Origin of the sequence: Sphingobacterium sp. G1-14, assembly GCF_002196555.1 — a bacterium.
In the GTDB taxonomy this organism is placed as follows: Bacteria; Bacteroidota; Bacteroidia; order Sphingobacteriales; family Sphingobacteriaceae; genus Sphingobacterium; species Sphingobacterium siyangense.
Genome location: NZ_CP021381.1, coordinates 2,002,758 through 2,021,613, shown reverse-complemented (window position 1 = coordinate 2,021,613; position 18,856 = coordinate 2,002,758). Strand labels below are relative to the sequence as shown.

The window sequence follows — 18,856 nt, the reverse complement described above, 5'->3', positions numbered from 1 at the left end:
CTTTGTCTGAGCAAACTGCAATTTTCGCTCACAGCTGCTAGACTAAAATATCTCTAAACGGTTAATCTCTTTTTAGACCGAACTTCTCTATTTTACTATACAGGTGACTACGTTGAATATCAAGATCATCGGCCGTCTTGGAGACGTTCCAATTATTTTTTTCCAACTTATATTTTATAAATTCTTTCTCCGCATGATCTTTATAATCTTGAAACGAATCAAAGGAGTCCATATCTAATCCGTAATTCGTTGCACTTTTTTCATGAGCTATACCATTCACAGGTTCGCGGGACGGGTTAGCAAAGGCAACAACATCTTTATCGGTAATCGACCTGTCGCTCAAAATAATTAAACGTTCAATCATATTGCGCAATTCCCGAATATTACCTGTCCAAGGAAGATGACTCAACTCTTTCATTGCAGCAGTAGTAATTTCCTTTACAGGTATCCCGTATTCCATACAGATCTCTTCACAGAAGTTTGTGGACAATAAAGGAATGTCATCGACACGATCAGTTAACGCTGGCACATGGATCAATATGACAGATAAACGGTGATACAAGTCCATTCTGAAATTACCATCTTCTATCTCTTTCAATAAATCCTTATTGGTCGCAGCTACTACTCTGACATTGACGTCAATTTCTTTGTCGCCCCCCACTCGCGTGATTTTATGTTCCTGTAATGCCCTTAGCACTTTAGCTTGCGCGGATAGACTCATATCTCCGATCTCATCCAAGAACAATGTTCCACCGCTAGCTTGTTCAAACTTCCCTATACGTTGTTTAATAGCCGACGTGAAGGATCCTTTTTCATGCCCGAATAATTCTGATTCGATTAATTCAGAAGGTATTGCGGCACAGTTCACTTCGATCAATGGGCCTTGTCCACGATTTGACTTTTCATGTAACCAGCGTGCAACCAATTCCTTTCCCGAGCCATTCGCCCCGGTAATCAATACACGGGCTTCTGTTGGTGCAACTCGGTCAATTGTTTCCTTAATACGTTTGATGGCCCCCGATTCACCCAGTATATCTTTTGTTTTCGAGCTGCTAACTTTTCGTTTCAGGACCTTGGTTTCTGTGACTAGGGAACTTTTATCCAGGGCATTACGAACCGTGATCAATAATCTATTCAGGTCCAGCGGTTTTTCTAAAAAGTCAAATGCTCCTTTTTTCGCCGCTTCAACAGCTGTTTCAATCGTACCATGTCCAGAGATCATAATAAAAGGGATATCCGGGCTGCTTTGGTGTGCTTCCGCCAAGACTTCCATCCCATCCATCGTATTCATCTTGATATCACAAAGAACAAGATCTATTTTTTCCTTTTTTAAAATATCTAATCCATCCCGGCCATTGTCGACATCTAAAATCGTATAATCTTCATATTCCAAGATATCACGCAACGAACTTCTGATGGCGCGCTCATCATCAATGATTAAAATTGTACTCATAAATCGAGAGTTATGCTATTTTTTCAATTACGGGAATCAATATAAGGTTTTTTTGGCAATTAGCGAAAAAGAAGCAAACCTTGTAAGCCGGGTTCTGTAGACCACCGAAGTGGAATTTCTATCATTTATCTAGATTTGCCATCGCTGACAAACTCAATCAACCTACCCATTACGAATTCCAATAAATTGAAAGAAGACGAGCAGCCTTCGAATTTCGCAACCTATTTGGTCTTTCAACACACGAGGTTTACCGTAATATATGTCACCATACAAGACCGTAAGCTCTTACCTTACGTTTTCACCCTTACTCCGAAAAGCGGTATATTTTCTGTGGCACTTTCTGTCTGCTATTTTCATAGCAGCCTTCCCGTTAGGAAGCGTGTTGCTCTATGTTGCCCGGACTTTCCTCTCCTCCCAAAAAAGAGCAGCGATAGAACCAGTTTGCTTCTGCGCAAAAGTAGCTATTTTACTCGGATAAACCCGAATTTCTTTTCAATTTCGAAAAGACCATTCATTTTGCATCACAGGCACAAAAATCTACGCAATTACCTTGCGCAGATAAAGAAAGTTTTTGTATTTTCAATCTATCAAAAAAAGCATGGCACTCAATAAACTAGCTCTTATACGGTATAAAACAATTGACCATTGCCTTCGTTTACGACATCGGAAATGGACCTTGGAAGATCTTATGGAAAAGGTTTCCGATGCACTCTATGAATTTGAAGGAATCAAAAATGGGATAAGTAAACGCACCATACAAGGTGATATTCAACTCATGCGTAGCAATAAGCTCGGCTACAATGCGCCTATTATCGTCTTGCACCGCAAATTCTACACCTATGAAGATCCCAACTATAGCATTAGCAATTCACCGATTTCCGTCGGTGACATGCAAAAAATGAAGGAGGCTGTAGAGGTACTTAAGCATGTGAGCGGTTTCTCCAGCTTTGATGAAATGAGCGATATTGTCGCACGACTTGAAGATAGCATCCATACAAAAAAGGACAATTCACCTTCTATTATACAAATGGAAAGCAACAATCTGCTAAAAGGCCTTTCTTTTATCAGCCCACTGCATCAAGCCATTCGTGAAAAAACGCCACTCCTGATCAGCTACCAATCGTTCAAAGCAATACAACAACAGGATCTCGTTTTCTCGCCCTATCTCCTAAAAGAATATCGTAATCGATGGTTTCTAATTGGTCAGCATAAAAAGAGTGAAGGATTGATGACACTAGCGCTCGATCGGATCAATGCTATCGAGGAAATGGGCAAAAATTCATACAGGGAATATACAGGGGTCGATTTCGAACGTTACTTTTCGGATGCTATAGGCGTAACGAAGACACAAAAGGACCGCGGGCACCGGGTGATATTGCAAGTCAATGCAAAAAATGCACCTTATGTAGCAACAAAACCCTTACATGCGTCACAGCAGATTTTAGACAAAAAGGAGGATGGCTCAATCTTAATTCGTATCGATGTTGTACTTAACTTTGAACTGGAAAGAGAAATTTTAGGTTTTGGCGAATCCATTAAAGTACTCTCCCCAAAAAAATTGCAAACGAGAATAAAACAGCGCTTGGCTGCTGCCACACAACTCTATGCGGAGAAATCTGTCGATTAAACGTCAAATTCAAGCCCTCTCGCTACCTCTCCAAAAATGCCTAAATATCTTGGGCGATGGCATAACCACTTGCCCAAGCCCATTGGAAATTATAGCCGCCAAGCCATCCCGTAATATCAACAGTCTCCCCTCCAAAATAAAGGCCTTCAACTTTTTTAGACATTAAGGTCTTGGGGTGTAGTTCTTCCGTTGAAACTCCTCCACGCATAACCTCAGCTTTATCATACCCCTTATCTCCCGCAGGTTTTACCTTGAAGCGATGGATAGTATCGACAATCATTTTCGCATCAGCTTTACTAAGTGAGGCAATTTTGGTATCCAATGCTAGAAATTTTCCAAGAGCATCGACCAATTTTCTACTGAAATAATCGTTTAACAATTGTGAAACAAGTCTTTTCCCGCCGTATTGCCGCTCCTGTTTAATCAGATTATCTAAATTAAAATTAGGCAGTAGATCAATCGTAATCTCCTGTCCAGGTCTCCAATAACTTGATATCTGAAGAATTGCAGGTCCGCTTACCCCCCAGTGCGTAAAGAGAATATTCTCTTCAAAAGACATTCCGGCAACAGACACTTTCGAGAACACCGAATTTCCAGCCAAAGAGCTATACCAATCAGCATCTTTTCCAGTTATTGTCAAAGGTACTAGTGCAGGCGCTGTACCGACGACATTTAAACCAAATTGTTTGGCTAGGCGTAATCCAAAGTCCGAAGCGCCGAGTTTTTGGACCGGAAGCCCACCGGAAGAAATAACAACTTTATGTGCATGATATCGGGACTCACCTTTTGCATTTTCTACCGTTACCATAAAGCCATTATCGTTTTTTTCTACAGATTTCACCAAGGTATTCAATGCAATATCCTGCCCTGTCTCGTATAAAATTTTTGAAAATACAGCAACGATATCTTTTGCTTTATTGGTCTCTGGAAACAACTGGCCCAGTGTTTTTTCCTGCCCTACAATACCATACTGTTCAAAAAATGTAATGGTATCGTCCACTGTCCATTGTTTGAATATACCATGTAAAAAATCTGGATTTTCAGAAATGAAATTAGCGGGACTATTACCGATATTTGTATAATTACAGCGTCCGCCTCCGGAAATCAAGATCTTCGCGCCGACCTTATCGTTTCGTTCAAGGACCAAGGTCTTCTTTCCAATCAGCCCTGCTTGGGCTGCACACATCAAACCACAGGCTCCCCCCCCAATAATGATAGCATCGTATAGTATACTCACAGCAACAATCTAATAAGCAATCAATGTATTTTCAACAGAAACAACTCTTCGTTCCAATTGACTCTGATATCCCAATTCAATAATTTTAATGACATCCCGTGCCTGCTCTGCCGATGCGATCAAGGTAGTTTTGCCCAATATACTATCCGCAACGTTCTGATAAAAATCAGGATAAGAACCTATTTCAGAAGGAACCATTTCTTCAATGTCATTCCCCTGTTCAACGATATTGAGCTTGCCGTATAGACTTGGGTCTTCTTGTCCCCAGGTTGGATCCTCATCAGGAAATTTGCCATCACGCAGTAAGGCTTCCTGTGGGTCGACACCATATTTTACAAAATTTCCGTTCATTCCAAAGACACGATAACGTGCTGTGGGTTCTTTTGCAAGCATAGAACCTTTCAGAGATACCCGTAAGTTATCGTAGTACAATAGGCAGTCGAAATTGTCAATGGTTTTCGCATGATCCCGTTGGACAGCCAAATCTGCAAAGACAGCATGCGGCTTTCCAAATAACTGCAAAGCCTGGTCGATGAGATGTGGCCCCAGGTCATAAAATATGCCCGAACCCGGTAAATTTTCCTCTCGCCATGCGTTAGGTCGCAAATAATTACGAAAACGATCAAACCTTGATTCCAAATTTACAATCCGTCCCAACCTTCCACTTTTGACCACTTTCTCCACTGTCCGATAGTCTGAGTTGAACCTTAAATTATGGTAGGGTGCCAAGACCAGATTTTTCTCCTTAGCCAGAGCGATAAGCTCATCGGCCTGCTCGACACTATTGGTAAAGGGTTTTTCTACGACAACGTGTTTTCCTGCTTCCAATGCACGTTTTGCGAAAGGATAATGCATTTCATTGGACGTTGCAATCACGACTAAATCAATGGTTGCATCATTAAAAATATCATCTGCAGACAAAGCAATTTCTGCCTGTGGATAGCGTTCCTTTAGCAAACTTTGCTGATCTGCTTTCCGAGCAGTCACTTTAACAAGAGCCAGTTCAGCTATCGAACGCATCACGGGAGCGTGAAAAACCTGACCTGAAATTCCAAAACCGATAAGTCCTACGCGAATTTTCTTCATAGTATTACATTCTTTCAGGTACACGAATACCCAATAAGTTCATTCCTTTGGCAATAACCTTTGCCGCAGAAGCCGAAAGGTGCAATCTAAAGTTTTTCACATCATGATCTTCCGCTTTCAAGATGGTTTCTTCATGATAGAATTTATTATAAAACTTGGCTACCTCATAGATATAATTTGCCAATTGTGCAGGACTGAACTCTTGCGCAGAAGCTTCAATAATCTCCGGAAATGCACCCAGTTGTTGAATTAAGTCACGTTCGTAAGAGGAAATCGTCGCCGGTACAGACACAGCACTATCAAAATCGAATTCAGCCTTACTTAAAACAGATTTGATACGAGCATGCGTGTATTGAATAAACGGTCCTGTATGACCTTGAAAATCGACAGATTCATTTGGATCAAACAACAGGCGTTTTTTAGGATCCACTTTCAATAGAAAATATTTCAGTGCGCCCATTCCAATCGTATCGTACAGAACGGCTTTTGATTCCTCGTCCAATCCTTCAGTCTTGCCAAGTTCCTCAGTACGTTCCTGAGCGGTCTTAAGCATCTCAGCCATTAAATCATCCGCGTCAACAACTGTTCCCTCCCGTGATTTCATTTTACCTGAAGGAAGATCGACCATCCCATACGATAAATGGAACAATCCGTCGGCCCAAGCTTTACCAAGTTTTTTTAAGATTAAGAACAATACCTTGAAATGGTAATCCTGTTCGTTACCGACAACATAAATAGAATCATTCATTTTGAATTCATCATATTTCAATTGTGCAGTCCCCAAATCTTGTGTAATATAGACAGAAGTACCGTCGCCACGAAGCACAAGCTTCTGATCCAATCCTTCGTCTGTTAGATCAATCCATACGGAGTTATCCTCTTTTTTAAAGAAAACCCCTTTATCTAAACCTTCCTGAATAATATCTTTACCCAGCAAGTATGTATTGGATTCATAATAATATTTATCGAAGTCGACGCCTAATTGTTTATAGGTCTTTTCAAACCCAGCGTACACCCAGCTGTTCATGGTTTTCCACAGTGAGATCACCTCTTCATTACCAGCTTCCCATTGTTGCAACATCGCTTGTGCCTCCTTCATCAAAGGTGCATTTTTCTTTGCCTCATCTTCGGTCTGCCCTTCAGCCTTCAATGTCTCGATTTCCTGTTTATATGCTTTGTCAAAGACAACGTAATATTTTCCGACAAGGTGGTCTCCTTTAAGTCCAGTAGACTCGGGAGTCTCACCGTTACCAAATTTTTGCCAAGCCAACATCGACTTACAAATATGGATACCGCGATCGTTCACCAAATTTGCTTTGATCACATCATAACCATAAGCTTTTAGGATTTCCGCAACAGAATATCCCAATAAATTATTACGGATATGCCCCAAATGCAGCGGTTTATTGGTATTTGGAGAAGAATATTCAACCATCAGTTTCTTTCCATTCGCAGGAAATACACCAAAGTCCTTCGCCGTTATGGTCTGATTCAACAACGTGATCCAGTAAGCATCGGAAAGAACAATATTCAAAAAGCCTTTTATCACATTGAAATCCGATATTTCAGCAATATGCTGTTGCAAATATGCACCGATTTCCTTTCCGGTTTGTTCCGGAGAAGATTTCGAAAAGCGCGTTACGGGAAAAGTTACGATTGTAATTTGTCCTTCAAACTCCTTTCGGGTAGCCTGTAAAGCAATTTGATTTTCTAAAATATCTGCATTGTAAAGCTCTTTTACTGCCTGTACAGTGACTTCAACAAGTCGCTTTTGAATAGAATTTGCCATTTAATGATTTTGTAATTTTTACAACTTCCTGATAGTGAATTGGAAATAAATAACATTCCTTATTTAGGTATTCACCATTAAAGTATATCTTTGCAAAAATAATAAAAAATGCAGAGCTATCAGGAATTTCTTGACTTAAGTGTTGGTTTTCCGCAAGACGGATTCGAAATCATCGACGACGAATTGTATTTCCACGATTTGAATTTAATGGAAATGATAGAAACGTACGGTACGCCGTTACGTTTTACCTATTTGCCTATCGTCAGCAAAAAAATTCAGCAAGCGAAAATCCTCTTTCAGACCGCAATTCTGAAACACAACTATCGCGGATCTTACAAATATTGTTATTGTACCAAATCGTCCCATTTCAAGCACATCGTAGAGGAAGCTTTGAAAAATGATATCCACCTGGAAACTTCATCTGCATTTGATATGCCGATGATCGATTCATTGGAAAGACAGGGCACAGTAACGAAAGACATTACAGTGATCTGTAATGGATTCAAAACCTACCAGTACAAACAATATATTGTCGATATGATCCACGACGGATATAAAAACATTATACCGGTACTGGATAACAAAGAGGAGTTTAACCTTTATGATGATGAAATCGAATTGGATGAGCCTTGTGCTTTAGGTATCCGTGTTGCTTCCGAGGAGCAGCCAGATTCTCAATTCTATACATCTCGCCTAGGGATTCGCCAAGAAGACGTCGTTGAATTCTATAACAACAAGATCGCCGACAATCCAAACTTTAAAGTAAAGTTACTTCACTTTTTCATTAATTCAGGTATCTCGGACACCCCGTATTACTGGAACGAATTAGAGAAATACGTTACTTTATATTGTAAATTCAAGAAAGTAAATCCGGATTTAGATACCCTAGATATCGGTGGTGGGATGCCATTTAAGGACTCACTGGTACACGACTTTGATTACGAGTATATGGTCAATGAGATTGTCAATCGTATCAAACAAATCTGTGCGCACCATGAGGTAATGGAACCAGATATTATTACTGAATTTGGCAAATATACTGTTGCTGAAGCATCAGGTATTCTCTATAAAGTTTTGGGACGCAAGCAACAAAACGATCGCGAACGTTGGTTTATGATTGACGGTTCATTCATTACAAATTTACCGGATGTATGGGCATTGAACCAAAAATATATTCTATTGCCGATCAATAACTGGGATTCAGAATATGAACGCGTCAATTTAGGTGGAATCACATGCGATGGACAGGATTACTACAATCAGGAGGCACACATGAACTCGGTATTTATGCCGAAGACCCGTAAGGTACAGTACTTGGGCTTCTTTCATACAGGAGCATATCAAGATGTATTAAGCGGATATGGTGGAATCCACCACTGCTTACTTCCTTCACCCAAACATGTGCTTGTACGCCGCAATAGAGATGAAACATTCAACTATGAGGTGTTTGGTGAGGAGCAAAACTCCAAACAAGTCATGAAATTATTAGGCTATCAATAAGATATTCTACAGGAGCAAAACCTCTTTTTAACTGCGGAATAAAATATCCTTGTAGAAAAAGAATGGTTTCAAGCCCATATAAAAAGGTCTCGATCTTAGGAACGAGACCTTTTTATTTTCAGTCGATCCTATGACTGACTAGCTGGATTAAATCAAATTCGAAAACCAAAGTCATAGACACAACCCGATATTCGTCACTGGAAACAACGACGGTAAGCCTTGAATTAAATTTAAAATAACACGGACTTTATCCGTACCTAATAGGGACTTCATAGGGACCTCATTCGGATGAATGCGTATAAAACACCTGCTAATTCCGATTAAGCTTATGCGGAAATTCGGATAATTTAGTATGCTGATCACCAATCTTTCCCGACTTACTGTACAAAGAAAGGCTAAGTTTTACGGGAGTAACCCTTATCCGATCTTCCAACTTATTACATCAAAACAAAAGCCCCTTAAAAGGGGCTTTTGTTTTATTTACGCACTACTGTTAATTTAGTGGAGAATAGCAATATGATAGTCGGTAATTTTTATTTTGCGACCCAAGCTTTAAAGAAATTAAGCACTTTTTCTTCATCATAACCCTTCCCTTTTTCCAGGCTGCCGCTCTCCTGTACATGCAACGTTTTTCCATTTCTATCCAAAACAATAAAAAATGGATAACCTAGTTTATTCCCTTCAGGAGCATACTTTTGAAACACAGCCTCATTTTTATTCTCTTTTGAATAATTGAGGTGATAATAGAGGAAATGACTCTTTAACAACTTGTCGACACTTGCCGTTTTATGGATATAATCATTAAACCTTAAACACCAGACACACCAATTCCCACCAGCCTGGATGATGATATTTTTCTTTTCTTTCTTTGCCTGAACCAATAGTTGATCAATATCATTCTGTGCATTAGCGTCTGGATTGTAAGGCTTTGAAACATCCTGAGCTGTAGCAAGCTGCTGTGAGAACGCTTTGGACTGTACGAGTACCGTCCCAAAAAACACGATAGCTCCACACAGTAATAATCTTATATTTCTCATCATAAATAAATTAAATAGTGATCTAAAATTACAAAATCATTTCCCCAAACCAAAACATAAGCAGCATATAATGGTTAAACATTATATAGCTATTGACCATGAAAAAAAAACACCCAAGATCACAACAGACCTTATTTCAGCGGGTTTATAAAAACGCGATTAAGTCGTACACACATCAGCTTAAGCGATCAGAATGCAGTCAATATTAAAGACAACTCTATTGTGGAGAAGTAAAAAACAACCTGTTGATACGCCATATCCTGTCACTGGCAAAAACTAGAAAGGCTTCCTTTTGCTAAAATAAAAACAAAACAAAACAAAAACAAACACCTTACCTTAACATAAATATTATTTAATTTCCTTTAAAATTCGACAAATATAGCATAACTTAGTATAAAGGAAGTAGTAAAACAAGTACAGAAGATTCACTACAAAAATCCAAAACGAAACAAAATGAAACACCAAGAATTCAAAAGGTCAAAACTGATCGAAAAAATAAGAGATACGAGCGCATGGGATGTTATCGTCATAGGTGGCGGCGCCAGCGGATTGGGTGTTGCATTAGATGCCTTAAGCCGAGGGTTCAGAACAATCTTGTTGGAGCAGGTTGATTTTGCAAAAGGAACTTCGAGCAAGGCAACGAAGCTTGTTCACGGCGGTGTACGTTACTTGGCTCAGGGCGACATCTCCCTGGTTAAAGAAGCACTTCACGAAAGAGGTCTACTTCAAAAAAACGCTCCCCATCTTGTCAAAAATCAATCCTTTATTATCCCCAATTACAGTTGGTTCGATGGCCCATTCTATACCATAGGAATGAAAATATATGACCTGCTGGCAGGTAAATTAAGTTTGGGAAAATCCATTCATATCAACAAAGAAGAAACCCTTAACCGCATAAGCACCGTTAGACCTAAAGGGCTATATGGCGGCGTGGTTTATCAAGACGGACAATTTGACGACTCAAGACTTGCGCTCAACGTTGCGCAAACCTGTATTCAAATGGGCGGCGTCGCGCTGAATTACGTAAGAGTCAATAACCTCACCAAAGACAGCGGTGGTCGAATAAATGGTGTCATCGCTAATGACACCGAAACGGGTGAAGTTTTCACCCTACAAGGCAAGGCTGTTATCAATGCTACAGGAATATTTGTCGATGACATCCTAAAAATGGACAGACCGGAAGCAAAACAAATGGTACGTCCCAGCCAAGGGGTCCACCTGGTATTTGACAAATCGTTTCTTCCTGGCGACGACGCCATTATGATCCCAAAAACGGATGATGGACGGGTCCTTTTCCTGGTACCCTGGCACAATCGGGTCATTGCGGGAACAACGGACACCCCTATAGACGAGCATAGCCTTGAACCGGTAGCTTTGGAGCAGGAGATCGATTTTATTCTGAAAACTGCGGGACGCTACCTGACAAAACAACCAACAAGAGCCGATGCATTAGCCGTATTCGCCGGCCTACGTCCGCTGGCAGCCCCTACAGGCAACTCCAACAAAACCAAAGAGATCTCACGAAGCCACAAGGTTATCGTCAGCGACTCCAAATTACTTACTTTAACGGGTGGAAAGTGGACAACATTCCGTCGAATGGGCCAAGATACCATCGACAAAGCGATAAAAATTGGTTGTTTGCCACAAAAAGAAAGCCGGTCTGCCAGTCAAAAGATTTATAGCGCCATTCCGACATCAGACAGAAGCAATCATATGTATATTTATGGCGCCGACCAAGATGCGATCAACGCATTGGCGCAAGAAAATCCGGAATGGAACGAAAAATTAATAGCACATCTTGAATTCAAAAAGGCTGAAGTTGTTTGGGCGGCACGCAATGAACTTGCCAGAACTGTGGAAGATGTCCTATCCCGTCGAGTACGGATACTATTTCTTGATGCGAAAGCTGCAATTGAAGCTGCTCCTGAAGTCGCAAAAATACTCGCACAGGAGCTGGAAAAAGATCAAGATTGGCAAAATGATCAAATAGCGCATTTTCAAAAAGTTGCAAAAAATTATATCTTAAAGTAATACAAAAAAATAACCAGCAATACTCAATTACTCAATTATGGAACAACAATACATCTTGGCAATGGATCAAGGCACCACTAGCTCCAGGGCTATAATTTTTGATAAGGACAGAAATATAGTCTCCGTTGCCCAGAAGGAATTTACACAAATATTCCCACAACCGGGATGGGTCGAACATGATCCACATGAAATCTGGTCAACGCAGGCAGGTGTCACAGCGGAAGCAACCACAAAGGCAGGATTAAACGGCAAAAATATTGCCGCCATTGGTATTACCAATCAACGCGAAACTGTGGTCGTTTGGGAAAAAGAAACAGGAAGGCCCATTTACAATGCCATTGTATGGCAAGATAAACGCACCGCAGATTATTGCGACGAGTTACGTAGCTCTGGAAAACATGAGCTAATCCAGGAGAAAACAGGTCTGATATTAGACCCCTATTTTTCTGCAACCAAAATAAAATGGATTCTGGATAACGTGGAGGGTGCACGGGAAAAAGCACAAAACGGAGAATTAATCTGTGGAACCATAGACACTTGGCTCGTCTGGAACCTCACGCGTGGCGATGCGCACATCACAGATGTAACGAACGCTTCCCGCACCTTACTCTTTAACATCCATAGCATGGAATGGGATAAGGAGCTACTCGAATTATTTGACATCCCCGCTGCCATGCTGCCCGAAGTAAAAGAAAGCAGTGAAATATATGGAGAATCCCGGACAACCATTTTTGCACACAAAGTCAAGATTGCAGGAATTGCCGGCGACCAGCAGGCAGCACTTTTCGGACAGCAATGTATTGAAAAAGGGATGGTCAAAAACACCTATGGTACAGGATGCTTTATGCTAATGAACATCGGTGATAAACCAATCCGTTCAAAGAATAACCTTTTAACTACTGTCGCCTGGAAAATCAACGGGAAAACAGAATATGCTTTGGAGGGAAGCATCTTTATCGGTGGCGCACTGGTCCAATGGCTACGCGACAACCTCAACATCATCTACAAATCGGCGGACGTAGAGCAATTAGCACTTACAGAGAAGGATAACGGCGGCGTCACATTCATCCCTACCTTTGCTGGACTGGGAGCGCCGTACTGGAATGCTCGTGCACAAGGGACGCTATTTGGCCTGACGCGTGCAACCACCAATGGGCATATAGCACGCGCCTCACTAGAGGCAATCTCCCTCCAGACACGTGATGTGCTGCAAGCAATGGAAGCGGATAGTGGCATACCGATCAAAGAGCTACGTGTAGACGGCGGCGCAACGGCAAATAACCTACTCATGCAGATTCAGGCCAATGTGCTTAACAGCAAAGTTGTACGCCCTAAAATCACAGAAACTACAGCTTTGGGGGCAGCATACCTCGCAGGGCTGGCCGTGGGATTCTGGAAAAATGAGGATGAGATATCAAAGTTTTGGGCACAGGATCGTATATTTGAACCCGAAGCAGAGCAAGAAGAGCAAACAAAAAAGATCATTAAGCTCTGGACCAAGGGTGTCAAAGCATTACAGTACTGGGCCGAAAACTAACCAACAAGCATGAACCATTATTTAGCAGAATTTATCGGCACAACCCTCCTCCTTCTTTTAGGCAATGGGGTTGTGGCCAACGTTATCTTGAAAGGAACAAAGGGAGAAAATGGAGGATGGATTGTAATCACCACCGCATGGGCACTTGCAGTCTATGTCGGTGTTGTATTTGCTGGCCCCTATACCGGAGCCCACCTCAATCCTGCGGTAACCATTGCCGTCGCTCTCAATCATGGTCTTCCCTGGATGGAAGTACCTGGCTATATTCTCGCGCAAATTGCCGGTGGTTTCTGTGGCGCCATGTTAACCTACATCATGCACAAAGACCATTTCGATGCAACAGCAGACCCAACCACCAAGCTTGGTGTTTTCGCTACGATACCCAACATCCGAAATACGTCAACAAATCTGGCAAGTGAAATCATTGGAACCTTTGTTTTGATTTTTGTTATTTTCTTCATAACAGGACAAGATGTGACCATCGACGGAAAAACAGCTCCTATTGGCATGGGCTCTCTTGGTGCTATACCCGTTGCATTTCTCGTATGGGCCATCGGCCTCTCGCTGGGTGGAACTACGGGATATGCCATCAATCCTGCCCGGGATTTGGGGCCGCGCTTATTTCATGCCCTTTGGCCTATCAAAGGGAAAGGAAGCTCCGACTGGTCTTATGCCTGGATTCCAATCCTAGGACCTATCTTGGGCGCTATTTTAGCCTTTGCACTTTATACCTGTATAAAACCGGCCTAATCAAGATCACTGTACCTACGAAATAAAGGGGGATTCAATAATTGAATCCCCCTTTATTTTGTTATCCACGCTTGTTGTTACCCACGTTTGGGTTTTCTATGACCGTATTCACGATCCCGATCAAACGTGTTCATATGACGTTCCTTTTTCACAGGATACACGTCATCAATTACAATCAGTATACCTTTTTCTTCTACCGTACCAAACTCGTCATTACGCGCAGTGCCAAATGATTTCATCGTAGGTGATAGGTTCATATACGTATTTATCAACGGTGGAATATTCTCACCCAACGCTCTCACATGACTATTTAACACCTTATATCCTTCTTTATAATCCAGTCCATCAAACACGCCTACAAAACGTTCGTAATCATTTTTGATTTCCAATTCCGGAAGAGGAAGCACCAATTTATCATGATCAGGAAAATAGTAATCCATAAAATAAAGCAACATATCCCGTGCATCTTTATTGTAATGTGGATACATGGTCACTTTACCAAAGAGGTATTTAATTTCAGGGTTAAGCATCACCAAAGCCCCTAAACCGTCCCAAAGATTGTCCAATGAAAAAATTCCTTTTCTATTGTCGATGGCCGGTTGGTATTTAGGTTGTACAAACGATCTTCCCAATTCTATGGTGTAAGGTAGATATTCGTTCGTGAACAATTCGGAAAACTGAAAATAATGTGCTGTTGATAAATTGGGTATACCATTTACTTCACCAGCCTCAGCACATTTGATTACCCTATAACCAGCAACCACTTCTTCATCTTCGGGATTCCATGCGATCAACTGATCGTAACAATCTTCGCATGTATCATTTTCATCGATATCAATTGAAAGTCCTGTACCTCCCCCTGCTCCACGAAAAGTCAACTCTCGCAAACGCCCAATTTCACGCATGACATTTGGCGAATTATGATAGTTGATTAAATATATCTCGTTATTTCCATTGTTGGTATATCGTAAGAAGACGTCTTTATTCAATTCGGTCTTCAATAATTCTCTATCAACTGGAGGTATAATTTCTTGCATAAATTCTATTTTTCTTGAGCCAATCCATAAACCCTTCTTTTCACTTCCTCAGCCCAAGTTTTTTCGTTTTTTGATTGATCAAACGCTGTATAAGGGATTCTTTCTCCTACTATAATATTGACGGTATGTCCGCGTTGGGCAAACATTTCATCAGGTAAATATAACATTTCAATGTTTACCTTGAGACCCAATTTCTGTCTAAGCCTTGCAAAATTATAAAAAAACTTAGAGTTTTTACCGTCAATCAACACCGGAATGACATCTTTTTTATATTTTTTTGATTTGCTAATAAAACTTTTTTTCCATTCGAGGTCTTCTATGTGGCCATCGTTTTGTTTTCTGGAAACCAAACCTGCAGGAAACACCAGTAGCGCATCGTCCGCTCCATAGGCCTCCTCAATCGCAGAGATCGCCTGTTTCCCTTGCCCCCCTAACTTATTGACACCGACAAACAAAGGCCTCAAATTACCTATATTTAAAAGAATATCATTAACCAAGAACTTCACATCGCGTCTATACTTACCTATAGCGTGCATAAATGCAATACCATCCAATCCTCCCAAAGGGTGATTGGACGCAAAAATAACCGGATCCGATACGGGAATATTTTCTGCCCCATACAAATTGACCTTGACATCCAGATCGTTGATCAATGCATCAACAAAATCCAAGCCTTGAAGATCTGCAAAGCGCGTCATAATATCATTTATCTCGTCTTCATGAATTGTCCTTTTTAAATAATTAAGTAAAAAAGACGGAATCCATTTAGCAAGCCCCGCATTTTTTTTGTGAATAACTTCACGTATATCAATAAACTTTTTACTCTCGCTTGTGATCATCAATCTTACTGTTCCAATTAAAAATACTTCTCCTCCATTTAGGCCCCGTTTTATGCCTATTCCAATTCGTTGACAAAAATAATAACAGAATGGTAATAAAAGTACAATTTTAAACTTTAAAATTGTACTTATTTGCAATTATGTAATCTTTCGCTGTTCTTCGTATTTTAGGTATTACAAGCAATCAATGAATTAAGCATAAATCTGATCTGTAAAATTTCTTTTCACCTACTTTTTTTATTAAGTTTGAGTATGCTAATAAGTCAATTTCTTTCAAATGCTGATTTCAGTATTCAAAATGCTGATTCAATACAACAAGCGCTAGAGAAGCTGCAAGATATGCTTTGTAAAGAATTAGTCGTTTTAAATGGTGACGACTATATTGGCCTGGTTAATGAAACCATCTTATTGGATGCGGAAGATGAAGATGCTCCCCTTTCATCCATAAAAATAAATACAGCCCCCATACAGCTGAAGTTTAATCAACACCCTTACGATGCCTTGGTGATGATAACTGTATATAATAGTACAATCATTCCTGTTTTAGATCAAGACAACAAATATATTGGTGTGTCAACGCAATTAGATATATTAAAGGCAATAAGTTCAATTCAATCGCAAAATGAATCTGGGGCTATTATTGTGTTGGCAATTGGCTTACATGATTTTTCACTTTCACAGATTGCGCACCTTGTTGAAAGTGACAATTGCAGAATACTTAATTGTGCGACCAAAATAAATTTGGAAAGTGACCATATTGAAGTTACCCTTAAAGTCGACAAGTCGAACATTAATGCATTACTGAATTCATTCCTAAGACACAACTATTTAGTTCTTGAAACCCATAATACCATAGCTGCATTTGACGACACTGCCGACCGTTATCAGCAGCTCATGAATTATATTAACATTTGATTAGGATTAGTTTTTTCTCATCTTTGCCCCATAAATTGAAAACAATATGAGAATCGCAATATATGGAAGAGAGTTTCAGCCCTCTGTTATACCACATGTGAAACACTTATTTGAATATCTTGTCGATAAAAATATTGAGATCTGGGTCTATGATCCATTTCATGAATTTCTGCTATCACAATTTGAATGTACCTTTAACTTCTCAACATACAATACCTACCAAGAAATCAAAGACGATATTGACATTATGTTGAGTCTGGGCGGAGATGGAACCATGTTATCTGCTGTTTCCCTGATTAAAGACTCCGGAATTCCAATTGCAGGTATAAACTTTGGACGCCTCGGTTTTTTAGCTTCTATCAATAAAAATGATTTTGAGGATGCCATCGACGATATACTGAACCAACGTTTTACGATACAGAAGCGCGTGTTGCTCTCTGTTGAATCTGAACAGGTTAATTTGTTTCAAGGCAATCACTATGCGCTCAATGATATTACCGTATTTCGTTATGACAGCTCGGCCATGATTACGGTCAATGCACGCATCAATGGCGAACTACTGAATTCATACTGGGCTGATGGACTAATTATCGCTACCCCCACCGGATCCACAGCTTATTCGTTGAGTTGCGGCGGACCTATTATTATGCCAGAAAGTGGCAATTTTGTCATTACCCCCATCTCTCCGCACAACCTCAATGTGAGACCCATTGTCATCTCCAATCAGTTTACTCTTGAATTGGAAATAGAGAGTCGAAGCAATCAATACATCCTTAGCTGTGATTCCAAAAACGAATCCATTGATACATCTGTAAAATTAACCATTAAACAGGCTCCATTTACTATTAATCTCATTAGGCTCCCGCATGAAAGCTTTTTCAGCACGCTGCGGGAAAAATTACTTTGGGGCATCGATGTCAGAAACTATTAGGCTATTAATAGCTTCGTACAGCCTCGCTTTGCATGAAGGAAAAGAGATAATCTGCTAGATGAAGATGCTTCAAACAATCTTTCTACATATTGTACTTCTGAATTTCCAATTAAAAATCGATATTTGGAAGAAATAAAGGAAGACGGAATAAGAATATCCATAATAGAAATCCAGGTGCAATAATTAATCAATGAAAAGTACGTTAAACAAACAATAATCATTGATAACAATACAAGAAACCAAAAATAGGTTTTAAAACGCCAAAATAGCATTTATGGCTAAGGTGTTAATTTTATTGAAAACAGCAAAAATGAGTTTTTTAGATCAGATAGATACTATTAAATTGCCACAGCATATCGCCATCATCATGGATGGCAATGGCCGTTGGGCAAAACAGAAGGGGAAACTTCGTGTATTTGGGCATCAAAATGGTGTAAAAGCAGTACGAGAAGCATTAGAAGGATGTGTAAAAGCCAATATTAAATTTCTGACACTTTATGCATTTTCTGCAGAAAACTGGAATCGACCTAAACTTGAGGTGATGGCACTGATGGAACTATTGGTTACTTCCCTTAAAAAAGAAATCAAAACTTTTCAGGAGAATGGCGTCCGCTTGAATGTTATTGGTGATATCACCAAATTACCCTCAAATGCACAAAGAAAGCTGCAGGAGACCATTGAAGCAACGAAAGAAAATACACACTGTACGTTGACATTAGCTTTGAGCTACAGCTCTCGACAAGAAATTGTGGACGCTGCTCGAAATCTAGCGCAACAAGTAAAAGACGGAAAACTCCATGCAGACGAAATTAACGATGAATTATTCGCTGCAAATCTCTATACACAAAACCTACCCGATCCTGACCTTCTGATACGTACCAGCGGAGAATTGAGAATAAGTAACTTCCTACTTTGGCAAATTGCCTATTCAGAATTATGCTTCCTAGATAAGATGTGGCCTGAGTTTACGAAAGAAGATTTATTTAAATCCATCGTCGATTATCAGCAACGCGAAAGAAGGTTTGGAAAAACAAGTGAACAGTTATAAAGATTTTATTAAATTTGACCACTGATTTGAAAAAAAGCA

At 40.2% G+C, this 18,856-nt stretch carries 15 protein-coding genes and 1 other RNA gene; 8 read left to right on the top strand and 8 right to left on the bottom strand.

The features are described from left to right. Positions 1-61 precede the first annotated feature (61 nt). Both CBM24_RS08415 and rnpB read right to left on the bottom strand, forming a co-directional pair. A complete protein-coding gene (locus CBM24_RS08415) occupies positions 62-1,453 on the bottom strand; it encodes a sigma-54-dependent transcriptional regulator (RefSeq protein WP_088160865.1) in 1,392 nt (463 codons plus the stop codon). A gap of 67 nt (positions 1,454-1,520) precedes the next feature. Further along, positions 1,521-1,900: RNase P RNA component class A (rnpB, locus tag CBM24_RS08410), an RNA gene on the bottom strand. A 151-nt stretch (positions 1,901-2,051) separates the two neighbouring features. Between rnpB and CBM24_RS08405 the strand changes: the two genes are divergently transcribed. Next, positions 2,052-3,080: a helix-turn-helix transcriptional regulator gene (locus tag CBM24_RS08405; protein WP_088160864.1), complete on the top strand. Its 1,029-nt coding sequence runs from the start codon at positions 2,052-2,054 to the stop codon at positions 3,078-3,080. A gap of 40 nt (positions 3,081-3,120) precedes the next feature. Here the strand turns inward: CBM24_RS08405 and CBM24_RS08400 are convergent, their stop codons facing one another. The 3 genes from CBM24_RS08400 to argS are packed head-to-tail and all read right to left on the bottom strand — an operon-like array spanning position 3,121 to position 7,192. Beyond that, a complete protein-coding gene (locus CBM24_RS08400) occupies positions 3,121-4,311 on the bottom strand; it encodes an NAD(P)/FAD-dependent oxidoreductase (protein WP_088163493.1) in 1,191 nt (396 codons plus the stop codon). A 15-nt stretch (positions 4,312-4,326) separates the two neighbouring features. Then, positions 4,327-5,403 (bottom strand): oxidoreductase, encoded by a 1,077-nt coding sequence (locus CBM24_RS08395; RefSeq protein ID WP_088160863.1) that lies wholly within the window; start codon positions 5,401-5,403, stop codon positions 4,327-4,329. Between the two features lie 4 nt (positions 5,404-5,407). Next, positions 5,408-7,192 carry an arginine--tRNA ligase gene (gene argS / locus CBM24_RS08390; protein WP_088160862.1) on the bottom strand — a complete coding sequence of 595 codons (1,785 nt, stop codon included), beginning with the start codon at positions 7,190-7,192 and terminating at the stop codon, positions 5,408-5,410. Positions 7,193-7,300: 108 nt separating this feature from the next. Between argS and CBM24_RS08385 the strand changes: the two genes are divergently transcribed. After that, positions 7,301-8,692, top strand: coding sequence for an arginine decarboxylase (locus CBM24_RS08385; RefSeq protein ID WP_046675638.1), 1,392 nt, complete (start codon positions 7,301-7,303; stop codon positions 8,690-8,692). A 533-nt stretch (positions 8,693-9,225) separates the two neighbouring features. Here CBM24_RS08385 and CBM24_RS08380 read toward each other — a convergent pair. Continuing rightward, positions 9,226-9,732, bottom strand: a complete 507-nt coding sequence (locus CBM24_RS08380) for a thioredoxin family protein (RefSeq protein ID WP_232475726.1) — start codon at positions 9,730-9,732, stop codon at positions 9,226-9,228. 450 nt (positions 9,733-10,182) lie between these two features. Here CBM24_RS08380 and CBM24_RS08375 point away from each other — a divergent pair, with 450 nt between their 5' ends. Genes CBM24_RS08375 through CBM24_RS08365 form a run of 3 tightly spaced genes read left to right on the top strand, consistent with a single transcriptional unit; the run spans position 10,183 to position 14,047 of the window. Then, positions 10,183-11,760: a glycerol-3-phosphate dehydrogenase/oxidase gene (locus CBM24_RS08375; RefSeq protein ID WP_088160860.1), complete on the top strand. Its 1,578-nt coding sequence runs from the start codon at positions 10,183-10,185 to the stop codon at positions 11,758-11,760. 37 nt (positions 11,761-11,797) lie between these two features. After that, positions 11,798-13,297 (top strand): glycerol kinase GlpK, encoded by a 1,500-nt coding sequence (gene glpK, locus CBM24_RS08370; RefSeq protein ID WP_088160859.1) that lies wholly within the window; start codon positions 11,798-11,800, stop codon positions 13,295-13,297. 9 nt (positions 13,298-13,306) lie between these two features. Continuing rightward, the gene (locus CBM24_RS08365; protein WP_088160858.1) at positions 13,307-14,047 is read left to right on the top strand and encodes an MIP/aquaporin family protein; all 741 of its coding nucleotides are present in this window, start codon (positions 13,307-13,309) and stop codon (positions 14,045-14,047) included. Between the two features lie 77 nt (positions 14,048-14,124). Here the strand turns inward: CBM24_RS08365 and CBM24_RS08360 are convergent, their stop codons facing one another. Then, a complete protein-coding gene (locus CBM24_RS08360) occupies positions 14,125-15,084 on the bottom strand; it encodes a GNAT family N-acetyltransferase (protein WP_075991769.1) in 960 nt (319 codons plus the stop codon). A gap of 5 nt (positions 15,085-15,089) precedes the next feature. Then, a complete protein-coding gene (locus CBM24_RS08355) occupies positions 15,090-15,923 on the bottom strand; it encodes a 1-acyl-sn-glycerol-3-phosphate acyltransferase (RefSeq protein ID WP_088160857.1) in 834 nt (277 codons plus the stop codon). A gap of 252 nt (positions 15,924-16,175) precedes the next feature. Here CBM24_RS08355 and CBM24_RS08350 point away from each other — a divergent pair, with 252 nt between their 5' ends. The 3 genes from CBM24_RS08350 (at position 16,176) to CBM24_RS08335 (ending at position 18,817) form a co-directional block, all read left to right on the top strand. After that, positions 16,176-16,838 (top strand): CBS domain-containing protein, encoded by a 663-nt coding sequence (locus tag CBM24_RS08350; protein ID WP_075991767.1) that lies wholly within the window; start codon positions 16,176-16,178, stop codon positions 16,836-16,838. Between the two features lie 46 nt (positions 16,839-16,884). Then, positions 16,885-17,769 (top strand): NAD kinase, encoded by an 885-nt coding sequence (locus CBM24_RS08345; protein WP_088160856.1) that lies wholly within the window; start codon positions 16,885-16,887, stop codon positions 17,767-17,769. A 310-nt stretch (positions 17,770-18,079) separates the two neighbouring features. Then, on the top strand, positions 18,080-18,817 hold the full coding sequence (locus CBM24_RS08335; RefSeq protein WP_088163492.1) for an isoprenyl transferase: 738 nt from the start codon (positions 18,080-18,082) through the stop codon (positions 18,815-18,817). Positions 18,818-18,856: the final 39 nt, after the last annotated feature.